At 68.4% G+C, this 16509-nt stretch carries 17 protein-coding genes; 6 read left to right on the forward strand and 11 right to left on the reverse strand.

Annotated features, from left to right (window positions below; all coding sequences use genetic code 11):
- Positions 1–14 precede the first annotated feature (14 nt).
- Genes ACUDTM_RS03605 through ACUDTM_RS03630 form a run of 6 tightly spaced genes read right to left on the reverse strand, consistent with a single transcriptional unit; the run spans position 15 to position 4396 of the window.
- Positions 15–761, reverse strand: a complete 747-nt coding sequence (locus ACUDTM_RS03605; protein WP_072168800.1) for a hypothetical protein — start codon at positions 759–761, stop codon at positions 15–17.
- A complete protein-coding gene (locus ACUDTM_RS03610) occupies positions 761–1381 on the reverse strand; it encodes a DUF3299 domain-containing protein (RefSeq protein ID WP_072168801.1) in 621 nt (206 codons plus the stop codon). The genes ACUDTM_RS03605 and ACUDTM_RS03610 overlap by 1 nt, the downstream gene beginning before the upstream one ends.
- Positions 1371–1922 (reverse strand): DUF3299 domain-containing protein, encoded by a 552-nt coding sequence (locus ACUDTM_RS03615; RefSeq protein WP_072168802.1) that lies wholly within the window; start codon positions 1920–1922, stop codon positions 1371–1373. The genes ACUDTM_RS03610 and ACUDTM_RS03615 overlap by 11 nt, the downstream gene beginning before the upstream one ends.
- A gap of 2 nt (positions 1923–1924) precedes the next feature.
- Positions 1925–3178, reverse strand: a complete 1254-nt coding sequence (locus ACUDTM_RS03620; protein ID WP_445391159.1) for an ABC transporter permease — start codon at positions 3176–3178, stop codon at positions 1925–1927.
- Positions 3171–3866 carry an ATP-binding cassette domain-containing protein gene (locus ACUDTM_RS03625; protein ID WP_061479410.1) on the reverse strand — a complete coding sequence of 232 codons (696 nt, stop codon included), beginning with the start codon at positions 3864–3866 and terminating at the stop codon, positions 3171–3173. The genes ACUDTM_RS03620 and ACUDTM_RS03625 overlap by 8 nt, the downstream gene beginning before the upstream one ends.
- Positions 3863–4396, reverse strand: coding sequence for a ZrgA family zinc uptake protein (locus tag ACUDTM_RS03630; protein WP_072168804.1), 534 nt, complete (start codon positions 4394–4396; stop codon positions 3863–3865). The genes ACUDTM_RS03625 and ACUDTM_RS03630 overlap by 4 nt, the downstream gene beginning before the upstream one ends.
- Before the next feature lie 31 nt (positions 4397–4427).
- Between ACUDTM_RS03630 and ACUDTM_RS03635 the strand changes: the two genes are divergently transcribed.
- Positions 4428–4904: a MerC domain-containing protein gene (locus ACUDTM_RS03635; protein ID WP_151355310.1), complete on the forward strand. Its 477-nt coding sequence runs from the start codon at positions 4428–4430 to the stop codon at positions 4902–4904.
- Positions 4905–4977: 73 nt separating this feature from the next.
- On the opposite strand, the gene ACUDTM_RS03640 is transcribed toward ACUDTM_RS03635, so the two are convergent.
- Positions 4978–5880: a LysR family transcriptional regulator gene (locus ACUDTM_RS03640; RefSeq protein ID WP_072168806.1), complete on the reverse strand. Its 903-nt coding sequence runs from the start codon at positions 5878–5880 to the stop codon at positions 4978–4980.
- A gap of 118 nt (positions 5881–5998) precedes the next feature.
- Here ACUDTM_RS03640 and dkgB point away from each other — a divergent pair, with 118 nt between their 5' ends.
- From dkgB to ACUDTM_RS03660, 4 genes are read left to right on the forward strand one after another with little or no spacing between them, the layout of a single operon-like run.
- Positions 5999–6802 carry a 2,5-didehydrogluconate reductase DkgB gene (gene dkgB / locus ACUDTM_RS03645; protein WP_151355309.1) on the forward strand — a complete coding sequence of 268 codons (804 nt, stop codon included), beginning with the start codon at positions 5999–6001 and terminating at the stop codon, positions 6800–6802.
- 11 nt (positions 6803–6813) lie between these two features.
- Positions 6814–7761, forward strand: a complete 948-nt coding sequence (locus tag ACUDTM_RS03650; RefSeq protein WP_334271165.1) for a TIGR03571 family LLM class oxidoreductase — start codon at positions 6814–6816, stop codon at positions 7759–7761.
- A 19-nt stretch (positions 7762–7780) separates the two neighbouring features.
- Positions 7781–8719, forward strand: a complete 939-nt coding sequence (locus ACUDTM_RS03655; RefSeq protein WP_198422623.1) for a cyclase family protein — start codon at positions 7781–7783, stop codon at positions 8717–8719.
- Positions 8716–9039, forward strand: a complete 324-nt coding sequence (locus tag ACUDTM_RS03660; protein ID WP_111007777.1) for a MoaF-related domain-containing protein — start codon at positions 8716–8718, stop codon at positions 9037–9039. The genes ACUDTM_RS03655 and ACUDTM_RS03660 overlap by 4 nt, the downstream gene beginning before the upstream one ends.
- Positions 9040–9058: 19 nt before the next feature.
- Here ACUDTM_RS03660 and ACUDTM_RS03665 read toward each other — a convergent pair whose 3' ends face one another.
- The gene (locus tag ACUDTM_RS03665; RefSeq protein WP_445391160.1) at positions 9059–10012 is read right to left on the reverse strand and encodes a LysR family transcriptional regulator; all 954 of its coding nucleotides are present in this window, start codon (positions 10010–10012) and stop codon (positions 9059–9061) included.
- Between the two features lie 105 nt (positions 10013–10117).
- On the opposite strand from ACUDTM_RS03665, the gene ACUDTM_RS03670 reads away from it, so the two are divergent.
- Entirely contained in the window at positions 10118–10861 is a 744-nt protein-coding gene (locus ACUDTM_RS03670; protein ID WP_445391161.1) for an SDR family oxidoreductase, read from the forward strand.
- A gap of 117 nt (positions 10862–10978) precedes the next feature.
- On the opposite strand, the gene ACUDTM_RS03675 is transcribed toward ACUDTM_RS03670, so the two are convergent.
- The 3 genes from ACUDTM_RS03675 to ACUDTM_RS03685 are packed head-to-tail and all read right to left on the reverse strand — an operon-like array spanning position 10979 to position 16469.
- Positions 10979–14056, reverse strand: a complete 3078-nt coding sequence (locus ACUDTM_RS03675; protein ID WP_111007780.1) for an efflux RND transporter permease subunit — start codon at positions 14054–14056, stop codon at positions 10979–10981.
- Positions 14053–15225, reverse strand: coding sequence for an efflux RND transporter periplasmic adaptor subunit (locus ACUDTM_RS03680; RefSeq protein ID WP_111007781.1), 1173 nt, complete (start codon positions 15223–15225; stop codon positions 14053–14055). Before ACUDTM_RS03680 ends, ACUDTM_RS03675 begins: the two co-directional genes overlap by 4 nt.
- Positions 15222–16469, reverse strand: a complete 1248-nt coding sequence (locus ACUDTM_RS03685) for a TolC family protein (protein WP_445391162.1) — start codon at positions 16467–16469, stop codon at positions 15222–15224. Before ACUDTM_RS03685 ends, ACUDTM_RS03680 begins: the two co-directional genes overlap by 4 nt.
- Positions 16470–16509 lie beyond the last annotated feature (40 nt).

A 16509-nucleotide genomic window follows, 5' to 3' on the forward strand; every position in this document is an offset into this window, starting at 1 on the left:
GGTGTCAGGGATCATCACCGGCAGTGTTCCGGCAGCGCGGCGATGGCTGATACCACGGCCGCCTGCATGCCCTGCCCTACGGCCATGTCCAGCTCCCCACCTGTATTCCCATGCTGGCGCCGCAGTTCGTCCTCGCACAGCCCGCGCACCCGCGCCCGGGCATTGGCGCGCAGGCTGCTGCACCGCCAATCGGTGCCACCCAGCGGCAACACCGAATACACCACGCTGTTGCAGGCATTGCCGGCCCGCTGCTGCAACGACACCCCACCAAAATCCCGTGGTTCGCTGCTGCGCTGCGGGTCGAAATAGCTGTCCGGGAACGTGCGCGCGTACTGCTCGATGTCCACCGCCAGGCTGCGCCCACCGGCCAGCGGCATCTGCAGCGGCTGGCCGCACGGCGTCGCATCAGCGCGATGCTGGATGTACTGGTAGATCGGCCGGTCCAGCGTTGGATCCTGCTGGGTCACCGCACTGACCGCCGCCAGCACCGGCAACGACGCACGATTGGCCATGCGCGCCAGCAGCCCGGCCTGCGTCGGCTGGCAGCGGTCGCGCACTGTTGCCGCGAGCAGGAACAGCACGTCATTGCGAAACGCGTGGTCATCGCCCAAGCGCTGTTCGATGCGCTGGCGGGCATCGGACGCCGGTGCCGGGAACGCGACTTCCGGCGGCGCAGCGGGTGCAGCCCGCCGCTGCCACCACACCAGCAGCACAACTGCGCCCAGTAGCACCCCGGCAGCCAGGACCCAGCGCCGCCGCATCAGTTGTGGATCGCCGTCAGCGTGGCCGCGGCGGCATCGTAGGACGCGCTGGCAATGTCCGCATCGAAGCGCTTCACCCGCAGGCGGCCGGCCAACCGGTACGGATCCCACAGATCGCCCAGCGCGATCGGCGTCGCCAGGGTCACGTGGATGATCTGGTTCGGCGGCGGTGGCGGCACGTGGATGCAGGCCCCGTAGAACGGCACGAACAGCAGTTCATCCACCAGACCGGCATCGTTGGTGCCGAGCGGTACCACGTAGCCATCCAGGTCCACCGCGCGGCCATCGGCAGCATCGACCACGCGCGAGGAGCCGAACTGCTTGGCGCGATCGGGGCTGGAATGGTCGATCTCCTGCCCCGGCGGCGTGCCCGAGCCGGTGTCGTCGATCAGCCCGCCCACGCCGTCCATCCCATTGCGTGACAGGCCGATCTGCGGGGGCGGGCGCTGATAGGTGACTTCGTCGGGCCGCAACGCGTCCCAACGGTCGATCGGGGCTTCGGCCGTGGCGGAGGGCGCCGGCTTGTCCTGCGGCACGACCGCCACGGCATCGCCGCCCGGCGACGTACAGCCCGCCAGCCACAGGCATCCCAGCATGAGCAAAAGGGGGCTACGGTTCATACGGCCTCAGCTCCGCATCGCGCATGGTGTACGCCGAGCCGGCCAGATCGTCATCCAGCCGTTCGGCACGCAGGGTGCCGGCCAGGAAGAACGGCGAGTACATGTCCGGCATCTCGATCGGGCGCGGCAGCACCACGTGCACGATCTGGTTCGGCGGCGGCGGCGGCACGTGGATGCAGGCGCCGTAGTACGGCACGAACAGGAATTCGGTCAGCCGCCCGTCCTGCGCATTGGCCAGCGGTACCACGTAGCCTGGCAGGCGCACCGGTCGCTGCAGGACCGTGTCCACCGTGCGGAAGGTGCCGAACTGCGGCATGCGCCGGTTGCCGTTGTGCTCGACCTCCGGGCCCTCGCCCCGCTCCAGCGCGGCCAGCTCATCCTTCGGCATCATCTGCAACCAGTCCAGCTCCTGCTCCGCAGCGCCTGCAGGGTCCTCGCGGTCGACCACCGGCGCGGGTGGCAAGGCCTGTAAGCCCGTATCCACCGGCCGCTCGCAGGCTGCCAGCGCCAGCACCATCGGCAATGACAGCATCCAGCGCATGCTCAGCCTCCCGGTGAAAGGCCATCGGCCAAGGTGCGCCGGTAGGCCAGCAATGCCGGCACCAGCCCAGCCACCGCACTGATCGCCAGCACCCCCGCCACCCACGCCAGCTCGCGGCCATCCGGCCAGACATGGGTGATCGACAGGCCGAAGGTGGCCAGTACCCAGCCGCGCCCGGCAATGCTGGCGACCACCAGCAGCGACAGGGCCAGCACGCACGCCACCGCACTGGTCGCCACCGCTTCCACCACCAGCAGGCCGGCGATGTAACCCGGCCGTGCCCCGGTGGCACGCAGGATGGCCATCTCACGCCGCCGCTCCTGCAGGGTCGAGACCAGCAGCGCCACCAGCGAAACCATGCCCAGCAGCACCACCATCGCACTGATCAGCTGCAACGCCCGCTCGGCGGTACCCAGCGACTGCCATAGCTGCTGCAGCGTCACGCCGGGCAGGATCGCCAGCATCGCCTCGTCCGGGTACTCGTTGATCCTGCGCTGCACCGAGAACGTCGCGATGCGCGAGTTCAGGCCGAGCATGAAGGCGGTGATGCTGGTCGGGGTCAGGTCCAGATGACGCGCCTGCTCGGCGCTGACGCTCTGGCTGCGCAGCTGCACGCCCGAGCGCCAGTCGACATGGATCGCCTCGATGGCCGCCAGCGAGACCAGCAGCGACGAGTCGACCGGCGTGCCGGTGCGCTGCAGGATGCCGGTGACACGGAATGGCTTGTCGGCGTGCCTGGCCAGGGTGACTGCGCCGGTGCCGTGCGCCAGCACGATCTCATCACCGAGGACGACCTTCTGTGCCTGTGCCACCTCGGCACCGATCACCACGTCATACAGGTCATCGAACGGCCGTCCGCTCGCAAATGCAAGCACGTGCCCGGCGCCGTAGCGGTAGTGCTCGAAATAGGCATCGCTGGTACCGACCACGCGGTAGCCGCGCCAGGAATCGCCCAGCGAAAGCGGCACCGCCCACTTCACCTGCGGCATTGCGGACAGCGCCTGGTAGGACTGCCAGGACACGTTGTTGGTCGGGTCGCCGATATGGAACACCGAGTACAGCAGCAGGTTCACCGGCCCCGAACGCGCACCGACGATCAGGTCGGTACCGGACACGGTGCTGGCGAAGCCTTCGTGTGCTTGCGTGCGCACGCGCTCGACGCCCAGCAACAGCACCACGCTGAGGGTGATGACCAGCACGGTCAGGCCCACGCTCACGGCACGGCTGCGCAGGCTGGCCCAGGCAAGCTCAAGCATGGCCGGCACCTGCCTGGTTGATCTGAGACAGGGCAATCGTGCGGTCGAACAACCGCTCCAGGCTGTCGTCATGGCTGACCACCAGCACCGTGGTGCCGGCCGCCTGGCACTGCGCAGACATCAGCTGCAGGAACGCGGTGGCCGCGTCGCGATCGAGCGCCGAGGTTGGCTCATCTGCCAGCAGCAACGCCGGGCGGCCGATCAGGGCGCGTGCCGCCGCCACGCGCTGCTGCTGGCCAACGCTGAGTGTGCCTGCGCGCCGCTGCATCAGCGCCGGGTCCAGCTGCAGGGCCTGCAGCAGGCGGGTGATCTCGGCATCCACCGGGCCGCTGATGCGCGCGCTGCGCACGCGCGAGAAGCGCAGGCCCAGTGCGATGTTGTCGCGCACGCTCAGAAACGGCAGCAGGTTGAACTGCTGGAAGATCACGCCCAGGTGGTCGGCACGGAAGCGGTCGCGTGCGGCGCCACGCATCGCCTGCAGTGCGTGGCCGGCGACCTCCACGCTGCCCTTGCCGGGCAGCAACACGCCCGCCAGCAGGCCCAGCAGCGTGCTCTTCCCGCCACCGCTGATCCCGCGCAGCAGCACGCTGCTGCCCTGCTCGATCCACAGCCGCGGCACATCCAGCACCAGGCGCCGGCCATAGCCGAACTGCACGCCATCCAACGCGATCACCGGTCGCAGGCTCACGGTGCCAGCACCACGCGCAGGTTGTCCGCAGTCAACACGCTGCGGTTCTGGCCGCGAGCCGTGGCGCTGTTGACGATCACTTCGTGCAGGCCCGGGAACAGTACGGGCAGGCGCACGACCATGGCCCGCAGCTCGGCCGGCCTGGCGCAGTGGTACTGCAGCGTTGCGCTGAACCCCGCGTGCCGGTGCTGGCCTGGCGGCGGCGCGGCAGCCGACGCATCGAAGCCCTCGGCCTTGGCATCGTTGCCGGAAAGGCGGCAGCCCGCCGCGGTAGGCAGGGTGACCCAGCTGCCCCCCTTCAACAGCGCAGTCGCTCGCGCCAGCGCGGCCTGCTCTACCGCATTGGCCGGCGGCCGCTCGAAATCAAGGATGCCGATGCCGGGGGCCTGCAGGGCGAACTCCAGTGTTTGCTGGTCAAGCGCAACATCGACGGTGGCCTGGCCGTGCACATGCGCACCCAACTGGCGGACGTCATGGGCCTGCGCGGTGCTGGCCGTCAGCAGCAGGAAAAGAGCAGCAGAACGCTTCATGGGGATCCCCCGGTTGTTACTATGTAACATTATGGACCACACCCCCACGACGCCCGCAAGGGCCCTGGCCCAGCCGCCACGTTCGGCACGCTGGCACCCCCGCTTCGATCTTGCCGGTGCCTGGCTGTCCCTGGCCTGCGCCGCCCATTGCATCGCCCTCCCCTTACTGCTGGCCTTCGTGCCGGCAGCGATGATGGCGCTGCGCTCGTTCCAGCATCCCGGCCATGGCGCCATGACATGGCTGCTGATGATGTCGCGCTGGGAGTGGCTGTTCGCGCTGCTGGCCTCCTCGCTGGCCTTGGCGAGTACCTTGGCCGGGGTGTATCGGCATCGGTACTGGTGCCCCCTGCGGTTGGCGTGCGTCGGCGCCATCCTGCTGTTGTCGGCCTCGCTGTACCTGCCGTTGAAGGAATCGCTGCTCTGGCACGGCGTAGCGACAGCCAGCGGTGGCGTGCTGCTGGCATGCGCGCATATCGGAAACCGGCGCGCGCTGCACAACCGCCGGTAGTGCCGGCCGCTGGCCGGCAGCGGCGGTGATCCAGCAGATGGGGAAGCCGGCCAGCGGCCGGCTCTACCGATCTTTATTCATCGAACGGGCGCTGGCCGAGCGTCTGTGTGACATGGTCGACGAAGCAGGTGATGCGCGCGGCCAGCGCGGTGTTGCGGTAGTACACCGCGTTGATCGGCTGCCGCACCTCCTGCGTCTGCCTGGCCAACAGCTGCACCAGTCGGCCCTCGCGCCGGTCCTGGCCGGTCAGGAAGTCGGACAGGCAGGCGATGCCCAGCCCGGCCACCGCCATCTGCCGCAGTGTCTCGCCACTGGATGAAGCGATGGCCGGCGCGATCACGAAAGGCCCGCCATCGGCATCCTGCAGCGGCCATTCGTTCAAGGAGCTGGGCTGGGTGAAACCCAGCAGGTCGTGCTCGCGCAGTTGCTCCACGCGCGTAGGCGTGCCGTGCCGTCGCAGGTACTCGGGGCTGGCCAGCACGCGGATGCGACTGTGGCCGATCGGCCGCGCATGCAGGGTCGAATCGCGCAAGACGCCGATGCGGAACGCCACATCGGTGCGCTTTTCGATCAGGTCGGTGATGCCCTCGTTGGAATTCAACTCCAGCTCCACCTGCGGGTAGCGCTCGCGGAAGCCCTCCAGCAGCGGCACGATCACGTGCAGCATGAACGGCGTGGCCGCGTCCACGCGCAGGCGCCCGACCGGCTGCAGCCGCCGCGCCGCCATCTGTTCCTCGGCCTCGTCAACCGTGGCCAGGATCGTGCGCGCGTACTCCAGGAACGCCGCGCCTTCCTCGGTCAATTCCAGCCGGCGCGTGGTCCGCCGCAGCAGCGTGGTCTGCAGCTTGTCCTCCAACCGCGCCAGGGTGCGGCTGGTGGCCGAGATGGTCAGCTCCAGCGCCTCGGCCGCCGCCGTGATCGAGCCACCATCGACCACCGCCACGAAGGCCTTCAGCTCATCCAGGGTGGTTTTCATTATTTACCTCGCTGCAAAAGCATTTCCCGTATACACGGCTTAATCAACAAATGTAAAGCGCCCACACTTCGCCCTGTCCCGAGCCCGCCGGCTCTCAACGAAGTCCCTGGAGTCCATCATGAGCGTTCCTTCCTTTGGCGTCGGCACCTTCCGCCTGACCGGCCAGACCGTCATCGACTCGGTGCGCAACGCCCTCGACGTCGGCTACCGTGCGATCGATACGGCGCAGATCTACGGCAACGAAGCCGAGGTCGGCCAGGCCATCGCCGAATCCGGCGTCCGGCGCGACCAGCTGTTCCTGACCACCAAGATCTGGGTCGACAACTACGCCGCCGACAAGCTGATCCCGAGCCTGCGCGACAGCCTGGCCAAGTTGCGCACCGACTACGTCGACCTGCTGCTGATCCACTGGCCGGCGCCGGGCAATGGCGTTGAACTGCGCGAGTACATGACCGCGCTGGCCAAAGCCAAGACGCTGGGCCTGACCCGCCAGATCGGTGTGTCCAACTTCAACATCGAACTGACCCGGCAGGCCATCGCGGTGGTCGGCGCCGGCGAGATCGCCACCAACCAGATCGAACTGAGCCCCTACCTGCAGAACCCGGCACTGACTGCTTTCCTGCAGGATCAGGGCATCACCGTGACCTCCTACATGACCCTGGCCTACGGCAAGGTGCTGAAGGACCCGGTGCTGGCCGCCATCGCCGACAAGCACCAGGCCACCGTAGCCCAGGTCGCGCTGGCGTGGGCGCTGCAACGGGGCTACGCGGTCATCCCGTCCTCGACCAAGCGCGAGAACCTGGCCAGCAACCTGCTCGCCCAGGACCTGCGCCTGGATGCCGACGACATGGCCGCGATCGCCGCGCTTGACCGCAACGGCCGCGAAGTCGATCCGCCGGGCCTGGCCCCGGCCTGGGACTGAGGAGCCTGCCCATGGGCAGTGCGTTGGCGCGGCTGCAGGCCGGGGGTTTCAGCATCGGCATCGAAGCACCGCTGGACAATGACTGGACGCCGCTGGGCGAACAGGCGCGACGCGCCGCGCGACGCCTGCCCGGCCAACCGGACCTGCAGCGCCATGCGGAGCTGGCACGGCTGGCCGACCGCCTCGGCTTCCGTGCGCTGTGGGTACGCGACGTGCCGGTGTACGACCCGGCCTTCGGCGATGCGGCGCAGGTGTTCGAGGTGTTCAGTTACCTCGGCTACCTGGCCGGCATCACCGAGCAGATCCTGCTGGGCACCGGTGCGGTGGTGCTGCCGATCCGCGAGCCATTGCTGACCCTGAAGTCGGCGCGCAGCGTGCAGCGGCTCAGCGGCGACCGCCTGCTGCTGGGCGTGGCCAGTGGCGACCGCCCGGTGGAGTACCCGCTGTTCGGCCGCGACTTCGACAGCCGTGGCAGCCGCTTCCGCGAGCAGATCGCACTGTTGCGCGAAGGCGCCGCCGCGCACCTGCCGCAGGGCTTGGACGTGCTGCCCGCGGATGGCCCGGCCCTGCCGCTGTTCGTGGCCGGCCTGGCCCAGCAGCAACCGGCGTGGATCGGCCAGCACATGGACGGCTGCCTGGCCTACCCGGGCACGCCACAGGACCATGCGCAACGCGTGGCGGCCTGGCGCGCCGTGGCCGGCAACAAACCGTATGCCAGCTTCATCCATCTGGACCTGGTGCCCGATGCCGATGCCCCTCTGCAGCGCTGGCGCTTCGGCCTGCGCGGCGGCCGCAACGCCCTGCTGGCCGAGCTGCATGCCATGCAGGCCGCCGGTGTCGACCACATCGGCCTGCAGTTCCGCCGCAATGAACGGCCGTTGGCCGAAACCTTCCACGAAATCGCCGAGTACGTGCTGCCGCGCTTCCCGGCCCATGCCGGCGCCGCCGCGACGGCCTGACAGTTACCGGAGCTTTGCCATGAAGATGAAGACCCTGGCCGCCCTTGCGCTGGCCACCCTGCCGCTGTCCTTCCAGGCTAGTGCCGAGGACTGGTATCCCTCTGCCTACGGTGCCAATGACGAGATCGGCGCGGCCAACCTGCTGACCGCGGACGTGGTCAAACACGCTGTCTCGCTGGTCAGGACCGGCAAGACCTATCCGCTGGCGGTGCCGGTGGACAAGAACCTGCCCGCGTTCCGCCACCGCAGCTTCCGCCTGTACAACGTGCAGGTCGGCCAGCAGGCCGGCACGTCGCTGGGCCCCAACAGGTTCACCTTCAACGATGAACTGGTGAACGCCTGGACCGGCGTTGGCACCCAGCTCAACGGCATCGGCCATATCGGCATCGACAACGTCTACTACAACGGCAACAGGGCTGCCGACTTCGTCACCGTGGACGGTGTGCGCAAGCTCGGCGTCGAGAAGGTACCGCCAATGGTCACCCGCGGCGTGGTGCTGGACATGACCGCGTACTACGGCAAGGCGATCGTGCCCGGCGGCACCGTGTTCACCGTCGCCGACATCCAGGCCGTGCTGAAGAAGCAGGGCCTGAGCCTGCGCAAGGGCGACGTGGTGCTGTTCAACACCGGCTGGCTGGAACTGATCGGCAAGGACAACACGCAATTCCTGGCAGTGGAACCGGGTATCGGCATGGAGGCCGCGAAGTGGCTGGCCGACCAGGGCATCGTCGCCTTCGGTGGCGACACCTGGGCCTCGGAGGTCTACCCGAACCCGGACGGTGCCGAGGAATTTCCGGTCAACCAGTACATGCTGGCCAAGCGCGGCATCTACAACCTGGAGCTGATCGACAGCCGTGCCCTGGTGCGCGACAAGGCCTGGGAATTCCTGTTCGTACTCGGCCAGCCGCTGTACGTCGGCTCGACCCAGGTCAACATCAACCCGGTGGCGATTCGATGAGCGCTGCCACCGACCTGCCCGTGTTCGCTGGCCGCCGTTTCCGCGTCTGCTATGACGGCCTGGCGGCCGACAATGCCTACAGCGCCGATGGTCGCCACGTGCAGTACGTCATCGTCTCCGGCGCCTATGCCGGCGCACGTGGCGAAGCCGCCTGCGAGTGGCAACAGATCAGCGACGGGATCTATGCCATTTCGTGGCAGGAAGCCGACGGCGCCACGGTGGTGCATGTCGACGACTTCGTGGGTGGGCGTTCGCTGGCCTGGTTCACCGCCCCCGATGGGAGTTTCCATCGCATGCAGGGGCCGCTGCACGCGCTGTGATGCCGGCCAGCGGCCGGCACTACCCAAGCAATACCCCACTCTGTTTGACCGGGCCCGGTATTGCCGGCCGCTGGCCGGCACCCTCGAACGAGTCGAACACCCCAGTCACCCAGTCGATGAACACCCGCAACCGCGGCGACGGCGTGCGGTTGCGCGGGTAGACCAGGCTCAAAGGGCTTGGCGTCGGCGGCGCCTCAGGCAACAGCTCGACCAGCTGCCCGCGCGCGATATACGGGTCCATCCGGTAGCGCGGTGCCTGGATGATGCCCAGGCCTGCGAGCGCAGCACCAAGGAAGGCGTCCGCACCGGACACACGCACCCGCGCCGGCAGCGGCAGGTAGCGCACCTGCCCGCCCTGCTGGAACTCCAGCGGAATCAGCTGGCCGCTGGCGCTGGAGCGGTAGCCGACCATCTCGTGGCCGTCCCCCAGGGCATCGATGCTGCCCGGCGCGCCCCTGGCCTGCACATAGCTTGGCGAGGCCACCGTCACCTCGCGCAGCATCGTCAACCGGCGCGCCGCCAGATCGCTGTCGGCCAGCGTCCCCACCCGCAACGCCGCATCCACGCCTTCGCGCAACAGGTCGACATAACGGTCGCCTTCACTGACGTCCAGCTCGATCTCCGGGTAGCGCCGCAGGAATTCCGGCAGGTGCGGAAACAGCAGGTGCCGGCCCAGCGTGCCATGCACTTCAATGCGCAACGGGCCGCGTGGCGGCGCGTCACGGAACGCGGCCTCCGCATCATCCATGTCGGCGATCAGGCGCAGGCAACGGCCATAGAAGGCCTCGCCTTCGAGCGTTGGCACCACCCGCCGCGTGGTCCGGTGCAGCAGGCGCACGCCCAGCCGCTGTTCCAGTGCCTTGATCGCGTCGGTCACCGTGGCCCGTGGCAGGCCCAAGTCCTCGGAAGCCCGGGTGAAGCTGCGGCGCTCGACGATACGGACGAAGGCGCGCATGGCCGTGAAGCGATCCATTGTTCGGTGATCCGGATGATGTTGGCGGATTATGCAGGATTATCCGAACGGGCAATGGCGCGAAGATGGCCCTGCGCCACTCCGGCGTGCCCACTGGAAACCACCATGACCCCCTCCCCCGTCCGCTCTGTCGCCCTGGTTACCGGCGGCTCCCGTGGCATCGGCGCCGCCATCTCCCGCCGGCTCGCCGCCGACGGCCACGCGGTCGCGATCAACTATGCGGGCCGCCGCGACGACGCCGAAGCCTTGGCGGCCGAACTCAGCGCAGCCGGCGCGCAGGCCATCGCATTGCAGGCCGATGTCGCCGATCCGCAGGCCATGCGTCAGCTGTTCGATGCCATCGAAGCCCGTTTCGGCGGTATCGACGTGGTGGTCAACAGCGCCGGTGTGCTGCAGCTGGCGCCGCTGGCCGACACCGACGACGCATTGTTCGAGCGGGTCATCGGCATCAACCTCAAGGGCGCCTTCAATGTGCTGCGCGAAAGCGCGCGCCGGGTGCGCGACAGTGGCCGCATCATCACCCTGTCCACCAGCGTGGTCGGCACCCGGCTGGAGAACTACAGCGCGTACGCCGCCAGCAAGGCGGCAGTGGAAACCATGAGCGCGATCCTCAGCAAGGAGCTGCGCGGGCGCAACATCACCGTGAATGCGGTGGCGCCCGGCCCGACCGCCACCGACCGTTTCCTGGAGGGCAAGTCATCGCAGCTGATCGAGCGGCTGGCGAAGATGAACCCGCTGGAGCGGCTGGGTACGCCCGAGGACATCGCCGGCGCGGTGGGGTTCCTGGCAGGTGCCGATGGCGGATGGATCAACGGCCAGGTGCTGCGCGCCAACGGCGGAATGGTGTAGATCGCACAGATGGCATCCACGCATGGCGCGACGCCCTTGTAGAGCCGAGCCCATGCTCGGCTGCTCTCCGCGCGAAGGCCAGAAGCAGCCGAGCCTGGACTCGGCGCTACAGTCAGGTCAGGCGCCATGGGCCTCGCGACGCCCGTGTACCCAGTAGTAGAGCGTAGGCAGCACCAGCAGTGTCAGCAGCATCGCCGACAGCAGGCCGCCGATCACCACCACCGCCAACGGCTTCTGGGTCTCGGCACCGATCGCGTGCGAGGTGGCCATCGGCAGCAGGCCGAACATCGCCAGCAGCGCGGTCATCAGCACCGTGCGCAGGCGCTGCAGCGAGCCTTGAATCACTGATTGCAGCAGGTCCATGCCCTGCTCGCGCAGCTGGGCGAAGCGGCTGAGCATCACTACTCCGTTCAGCACCGCCTGCCCGAACAATGCAATGAAGCCGATCGCCGCTGACACCGACAATGGAATGCCGGTCAGCCACAAGGCGAGGATGCCACCGATCATCGCCAGTGGCACGTTGGCCAGGATCAGGGCGGCACTGCTGATGTCCTTGAAGGCATCGAAGAGCAACACGAAGATGATCAGCACCGACAGCGGAATCACCCAGCCCAGCCGCTTCATCGCACGCTGCTGGTTCTCGAACTCGCCGGACCACTCCAGCCGGTAGCCTTCCGGCAGCTGCACGCTGGCGTCCACGCGCTTGCGCATGTCAGCCACCACGCTGCCCATGTCGCGGCCGGCGATGAAGATGCTCACCGCCTTCACCCGCTGTGCGTTCTCGCGCGAGATGTTGATCGCGCCGCTGGCCATGCGGAACTCGGCCACGTCGGACAGCGTCACCGTGTGGCCATCGCCGATGCCAACCGGCACCGTACGCAGCCGCTGCAGCTCACGATCGGCATCGTCCAGGCGCAGGGTGATCGGGAACCTGCGGTCACCTTCCCACAGTTCACCGACCTGGCGTCCGCCCAGTGCGGTCTCGATCACCTCGTCGATGTCGCGCACGTTCAGGCCGTAGCGCGCGGCGCGGTCGCGGTCGATGTCGATCTGCAGCTGCGGCAGCGAACCGTCGCGATCGATGAACGCGCTTTCCACGCCGTCCACCGCACGTACCTGGACCAGGATCGCCTGCGCGTGCTGGTTCAGTACATCCAGGTCCGAGCCGCTGACCTTGATCACCACCTGGCCCTTGATCTGCGAGATGCTCTCCAGGATGTTGTCGCGCACCGGCTGCGAGATCGAGAACTCCGGTCCCGGAATGCGCTGCTCCAGCGTGCGCTGCAGATCGCTCACCAGCTGGCGCTTGTCCACGCCCTTCGGCCATTCCTTCTCAGGCTTCAACGCCACCAGCGCCTCGATCTGGTTGGCGCCCTTGGCATCGGAGCCGTCTTCTGGCCGCCCCAGCTTGGCCACCACCGTCGACACCTGCGGGAAAGTGCCGACCAGCTCACGGATGCGCCGCGACTGCTGCTGCGCTTCGCCCAGGCTGGTGCTCGGGTCGAGCGTGGCCGTCAGCCAGATCGATCCTTCGTCCAGCTCGGGCAGGAACTCCGAACCCAGCCGGGTGCCCAGTGCCAGCGTGCCGACCAGCAGCGCAACCGCGGTCAGTACCACTGCACGCGGGCGGGCCAGCGCCCGCTCCAGGATCGGCTTGTACCAGCCGCTCAGGCGGTCCATCAGTGGATTGCCATCACGCATGCGGTCGCGGCGCAGCCACCAGTAGCAGAACAGTGGCACCACGGTCAGTGCGAGGATCAACGCACCGATCAACGCCGAGGTCACCGAGTACGCCATCGGCGCGAACATTCGGCCCTCCTGGCGCTGCAGGGTGAAGATCGGGATGTGTGCGGCGATGATGATCAGCATCGAGAAGAACGTCGGCCGCCCCACTTCGGAGGCTGCCGAGAGGACGGTCGAGAAGCGCGTTTTCCTGTCAGCGTTCGGCGGCAGCTTCGACAGCCGCGAAACGATGTGCTCGGTCACGATCACCGCGCCATCGATGATGATGCCGAAGTCCATCGCTCCCAGCGAAAGCAGGTTGGCCGGTACGCCCCACAGGTGCAGGCCGAGGAAGGTCGACAGCAGTGCCAGCGGCATCATCGCCGCCACGATCAGCGCCGCGCGGGCGTTGTACAGGAACAGCCACAGCACCAGGAACACCAGCACGGCGCCTTCCAGCAGGTTGCGGAAGACGGTTTTCAGCGTGGTCGAGACCAGCCATGAGCGGTCGTAGAACGGCTCGATGCTGACGCCGGCCGGCAGCTGGTTGGCCTCGATCTCGGCGATGCGCGCATGCAGGGCGTCGAGTACGTCGGACGGGTTCTCGCCCTTGCGCATCAGCACCATGCCGAACACCGCATCGTCATTGTCGTCGTGGCCGACCAGGCCCTGCCGGGGCAGGCCGGTATCGGCGATACCGGCAAGGTCGCGCACCAGGATTGGCGTGCCACCGCGCTGCGCCACCACCACGTTGCCAATGTCGGCCGGCGAACGCATCAGGCCCACACCACGGATCAGGAACTGCTGCTGGCCGCGTTCCACATAGCCGCCGCCCGCGTTCGAACTCCCCTTCTCCAGCGCCTCGGCGAACTCACCGAGGCTGATGCCGCGGTCACGCAGCTTGTCCAGGTCCGGCTTGACCTGGAAGGTGCGCGCAAAGCCACCGAAGCTGATCACATCGGCCACTCCAGGAACGGTGCGCAGGCTACGCTCCATCGTCCATTCCTGCACGGTGCGCAGCTGGGTCGGGGTCAGGTGCGGGCCTTTCAGCACATAGCGGTAGATCTCGCCCACCGCCGAGCTCATCGCCTCCAGCTCCGGGGTCACCCCTTCCGGCAGCTCCACGCCCTGCAGGCGCTCCAGCACCTGCTGGCGTGCGAAGTAGTCATCGGCCTTGTCGTCGAAGGTCAGGATGATCATCGACAGGCCGAACTGCGTATGCGAGAACACCCGCACCGAATGCGGAATGCCGGACAGCGCCACTTCCAGCGGCATCGTCACCTCACGCTCCACCTCTTCGGCGGCACGGCCCGGGTGCAGCGACACCACCGTCACCTGGGTGTCGGACACATCCGGGAAGGCTTCCACCGGCAGCACGCGGAACGCGGCGATGCCAGCGCCGATGAACAGCAGCAACGCCAGCATCACCATCAGCGGCTGGCGCAGGCAATAGGCAATCAGGCGATCGATCATGGGGCGGCGCGCCCCGTGCCGGTGCTGACGGCTGCCGGCGCGCTGTCCACCAGCTGTTGCAGCAGCAGGCCACCCTCGACGACCACTCTGCTGCCCCGCGCCAGGCCTTCACGCACCCACAGGCGGCCGTCACCCAGCTCCTCGGCGTGCACCGCGTGGCGCACGAAGCGGCCCTTGCCTTCCTCCACGAACACCACCTGCTTTCCGTCGATCAGCAACACCGCGGCGTCGGGCAGCGAGACACCGCCCTCGGACGGCAACGCCACCTGGGCGCGTACGTACTGCCCGGCCTTGAAGCCACGTGCGCGGTTGTCCAGCTCGGCACGCGCCTGCACCACGCGGCGCTCACTGTCGACGAAGTCATCCACGTGCTGCAGGGTCGCCTGCAGCGGCTGGCCATCGGCGCCGGGCACGCTCACCTGCATGCCGGCCTTCAACCGCCCTGCCAGGCTTTCAGGAACATCCAGCAGCAGCCACAGGCGGTCCGGATCGCCGATCACTGCCAATGGCTGCTCGCTGTCGGGACTGACCGACATGCCCGGGTTCATCCGCCGCTCCACCAGCACGCCATCGATGGGGGCGCGCAGCGGCAGGCGCTGGTCCACGCGCTGGCCATTGCCATAGGCCCGGGCGAATGCATTCGCGCGCGCATGATCGGCCTGGCTGCCCGCGAAGTTGGCCTCGGCCTCGTCCAGTTCACGGCCCGACGCCACACCCGCGGCATGCAGCTCGCGGGTACGGTCCAGTTCCCGGCGGGCCCGCTGCAGCTCGGCGCGGCCACGCACGCTGTGGGCCTGGGCCTGGCCGAACTCGGGCGAGGTGATCCAGGCAATCACCTGGCCGGCCTTCACTTTCTGCCCCGGCTGCGCCTCGATGCGCGCCACCTGACCCGGCAACGGCGTGCGCAGTGCACTGGAGCGTGTCTCGTCCCAGACCACCCGGCCCGGCAGCTGCAGGCTGGCGCTTGCGCCGGCGGTCACCGCCTCGCTGCGCAGCACGTCCAGCTGGCGGCTGCCGGCTGGAAACTGGACCTGGCCGGCACTGACCTGCGGCGCGTCCTCGGTATACGACGCCGGCTCGCGGCCGCAGCCGCCCAGCAGGGCCAGCGCCAGCAAGGCCGGCAGCACGGCATGTCGCGCCTGCGGGCGACAAACGACGATGAACTTCATCGAGACTCTCCTTCAGCAACGGATGTGGCCGCTTCCCAGCGCGCCAGGGCAATGGCATGGTTGACGCGTGCTTCGATCAGTGCGCCCTCGAAGTCGCGCCAGCTACGGCGCGCATCCAGCAGGTCGGTCAGGCTGGCGGCGCCGCGCCGGTAGGCCAGTTCGATGCCCTGCACCGCCTTGCGCGCGGCGTCGGACTGCAGTCCTTCGTAGTCGCTGCGGCGCTGCGCGGCGGACTGCACGCTGGCCTGCAGCAGGTCAAGTTCGGCGCGCGCTTCGCGCTGCAGCACCTGCAGTTCCAGCGCGGCACTATCACGGTCGGCCTCGGCACGCTGCATCGTGCCGCGTGCACGTGACGGGCCGCCGAGCGGGATGGTCAACGACACGCCCCAGGTCACACCGCTGATGTCGGTCGGCTCGCGTTCGGCTTCCACGCCCAACTGGATGTCGCGATAGCGCTCGCTGCGCGCCAGTGCCACACCGGCATCCGCCGCGGCCAGGCGCGAACGCGCCGCACGCAGATCGGCACGCTGCTGCGGATCGAACGCGCCCGTTGCGTCAACAGCTGCGGGGTCGGGCCAGGGCTCATCAGCGCTCAGGTCACCGCTGTCGTCACGGCCGAGCAGCAGCCCCAGCGCATGCCGTGCATCGCGCAGATCCAGGGCCGCCTCGCGCGCCGCGTCGGCTACGGCGAGATCGTCCACCGCCAGCCGCGCGCGATCCACCGGTGCCATCGCCCCTGTCGCGACCTGCTTGTCCGCCGCCGCCATCTGCTCGGCCGAACTCTGGCGGTTGGCGTCGGCGATCTGCGCCCGCTCCTGCGCGCCCTTCAGGCCGAAATAGGTTTCATGCAGCGCCACTTGCTGGCGGCGCCGGGTATCGAGCATCTCCAGACGGGCCACTTCCAGCAGCGCATCGGCCTGGCGAATGCGCAGGGCGCGCTTGCCACCGCGTTCCCAGGTCCAGCCCAGGCCCACGGTGCTGTCCATCCGCTTGTCCTGCCAGCGGCCCGGGCCGACGCCGTGCCTGGGGCTGAGCTTGCTGGTGCCGATCGACAGCTCGGTCGCTGGACGCAGCGCCGCCGTCTGCGCGTCGCCCTGCACGCCACGCAGCGCCAGTGCCGCCACACGCAGGTCCGGGTTGTGTGCTTCCATGGCGCGCTGCGCCTCCTGCAGGGACAGTGCCGACGCCGCAGGTGCGCACAGAAGCGTGGCCAGCACGGCCGCAAGACGAGAGGAGAAATTCATGCACGTCACGGTAAGGTGATGCACTTGCGCCAAACTTGCC

The organism is Stenotrophomonas maltophilia group sp. vghtpe118 (assembly GCF_052605195.1).

Coding starts and splice junctions, on each gene's coding strand:
- ACUDTM_RS03640 (WP_072168806.1), bottom strand. CDS start 5,880: ATGAAAACCACCCTGGATGAGCTGAAGGCCTTCGTGGCGGTGGTCGAT.
- ACUDTM_RS03605 (WP_072168800.1), bottom strand. CDS start 761: ATGCGGCGGCGCTGGGTCCTGGCTGCCGGGGTGCTACTGGGCGCAGTT.
- ACUDTM_RS03665 (WP_445391160.1), bottom strand. CDS start 10,012: ATGGATCGCTTCACGGCCATGCGCGCCTTCGTCCGTATCGTCGAGCGC.
- ACUDTM_RS03615 (WP_072168802.1), bottom strand. CDS start 1,922: ATGCGCTGGATGCTGTCATTGCCGATGGTGCTGGCGCTGGCAGCCTGC.
- ACUDTM_RS03610 (WP_072168801.1), bottom strand. CDS start 1,381: ATGAACCGTAGCCCCCTTTTGCTCATGCTGGGATGCCTGTGGCTGGCG.
- dkgB (WP_151355309.1), top strand. CDS start 5,999: ATGAGCGTTCCTTCCTTTGGCGTCGGCACCTTCCGCCTGACCGGCCAG.
- ACUDTM_RS03635 (WP_151355310.1), top strand. CDS start 4,428: ATGGACCACACCCCCACGACGCCCGCAAGGGCCCTGGCCCAGCCGCCA.
- ACUDTM_RS03680 (WP_111007781.1), bottom strand. CDS start 15,225: ATGAAGTTCATCGTCGTTTGTCGCCCGCAGGCGCGACATGCCGTGCTG.
- ACUDTM_RS03685 (WP_445391162.1), bottom strand. CDS start 16,469: ATGAATTTCTCCTCTCGTCTTGCGGCCGTGCTGGCCACGCTTCTGTGC.
- ACUDTM_RS03630 (WP_072168804.1), bottom strand. CDS start 4,396: ATGAAGCGTTCTGCTGCTCTTTTCCTGCTGCTGACGGCCAGCACCGCG.
- ACUDTM_RS03675 (WP_111007780.1), bottom strand. CDS start 14,056: ATGATCGATCGCCTGATTGCCTATTGCCTGCGCCAGCCGCTGATGGTG.
- ACUDTM_RS03660 (WP_111007777.1), top strand. CDS start 8,716: ATGAGCGCTGCCACCGACCTGCCCGTGTTCGCTGGCCGCCGTTTCCGC.
- ACUDTM_RS03670 (WP_445391161.1), top strand. CDS start 10,118: ATGACCCCCTCCCCCGTCCGCTCTGTCGCCCTGGTTACCGGCGGCTCC.
- ACUDTM_RS03620 (WP_445391159.1), bottom strand. CDS start 3,178: ATGCTTGAGCTTGCCTGGGCCAGCCTGCGCAGCCGTGCCGTGAGCGTG.
- ACUDTM_RS03655 (WP_198422623.1), top strand. CDS start 7,781: ATGAAGATGAAGACCCTGGCCGCCCTTGCGCTGGCCACCCTGCCGCTG.
- ACUDTM_RS03650 (WP_334271165.1), top strand. CDS start 6,814: ATGGGCAGTGCGTTGGCGCGGCTGCAGGCCGGGGGTTTCAGCATCGGC.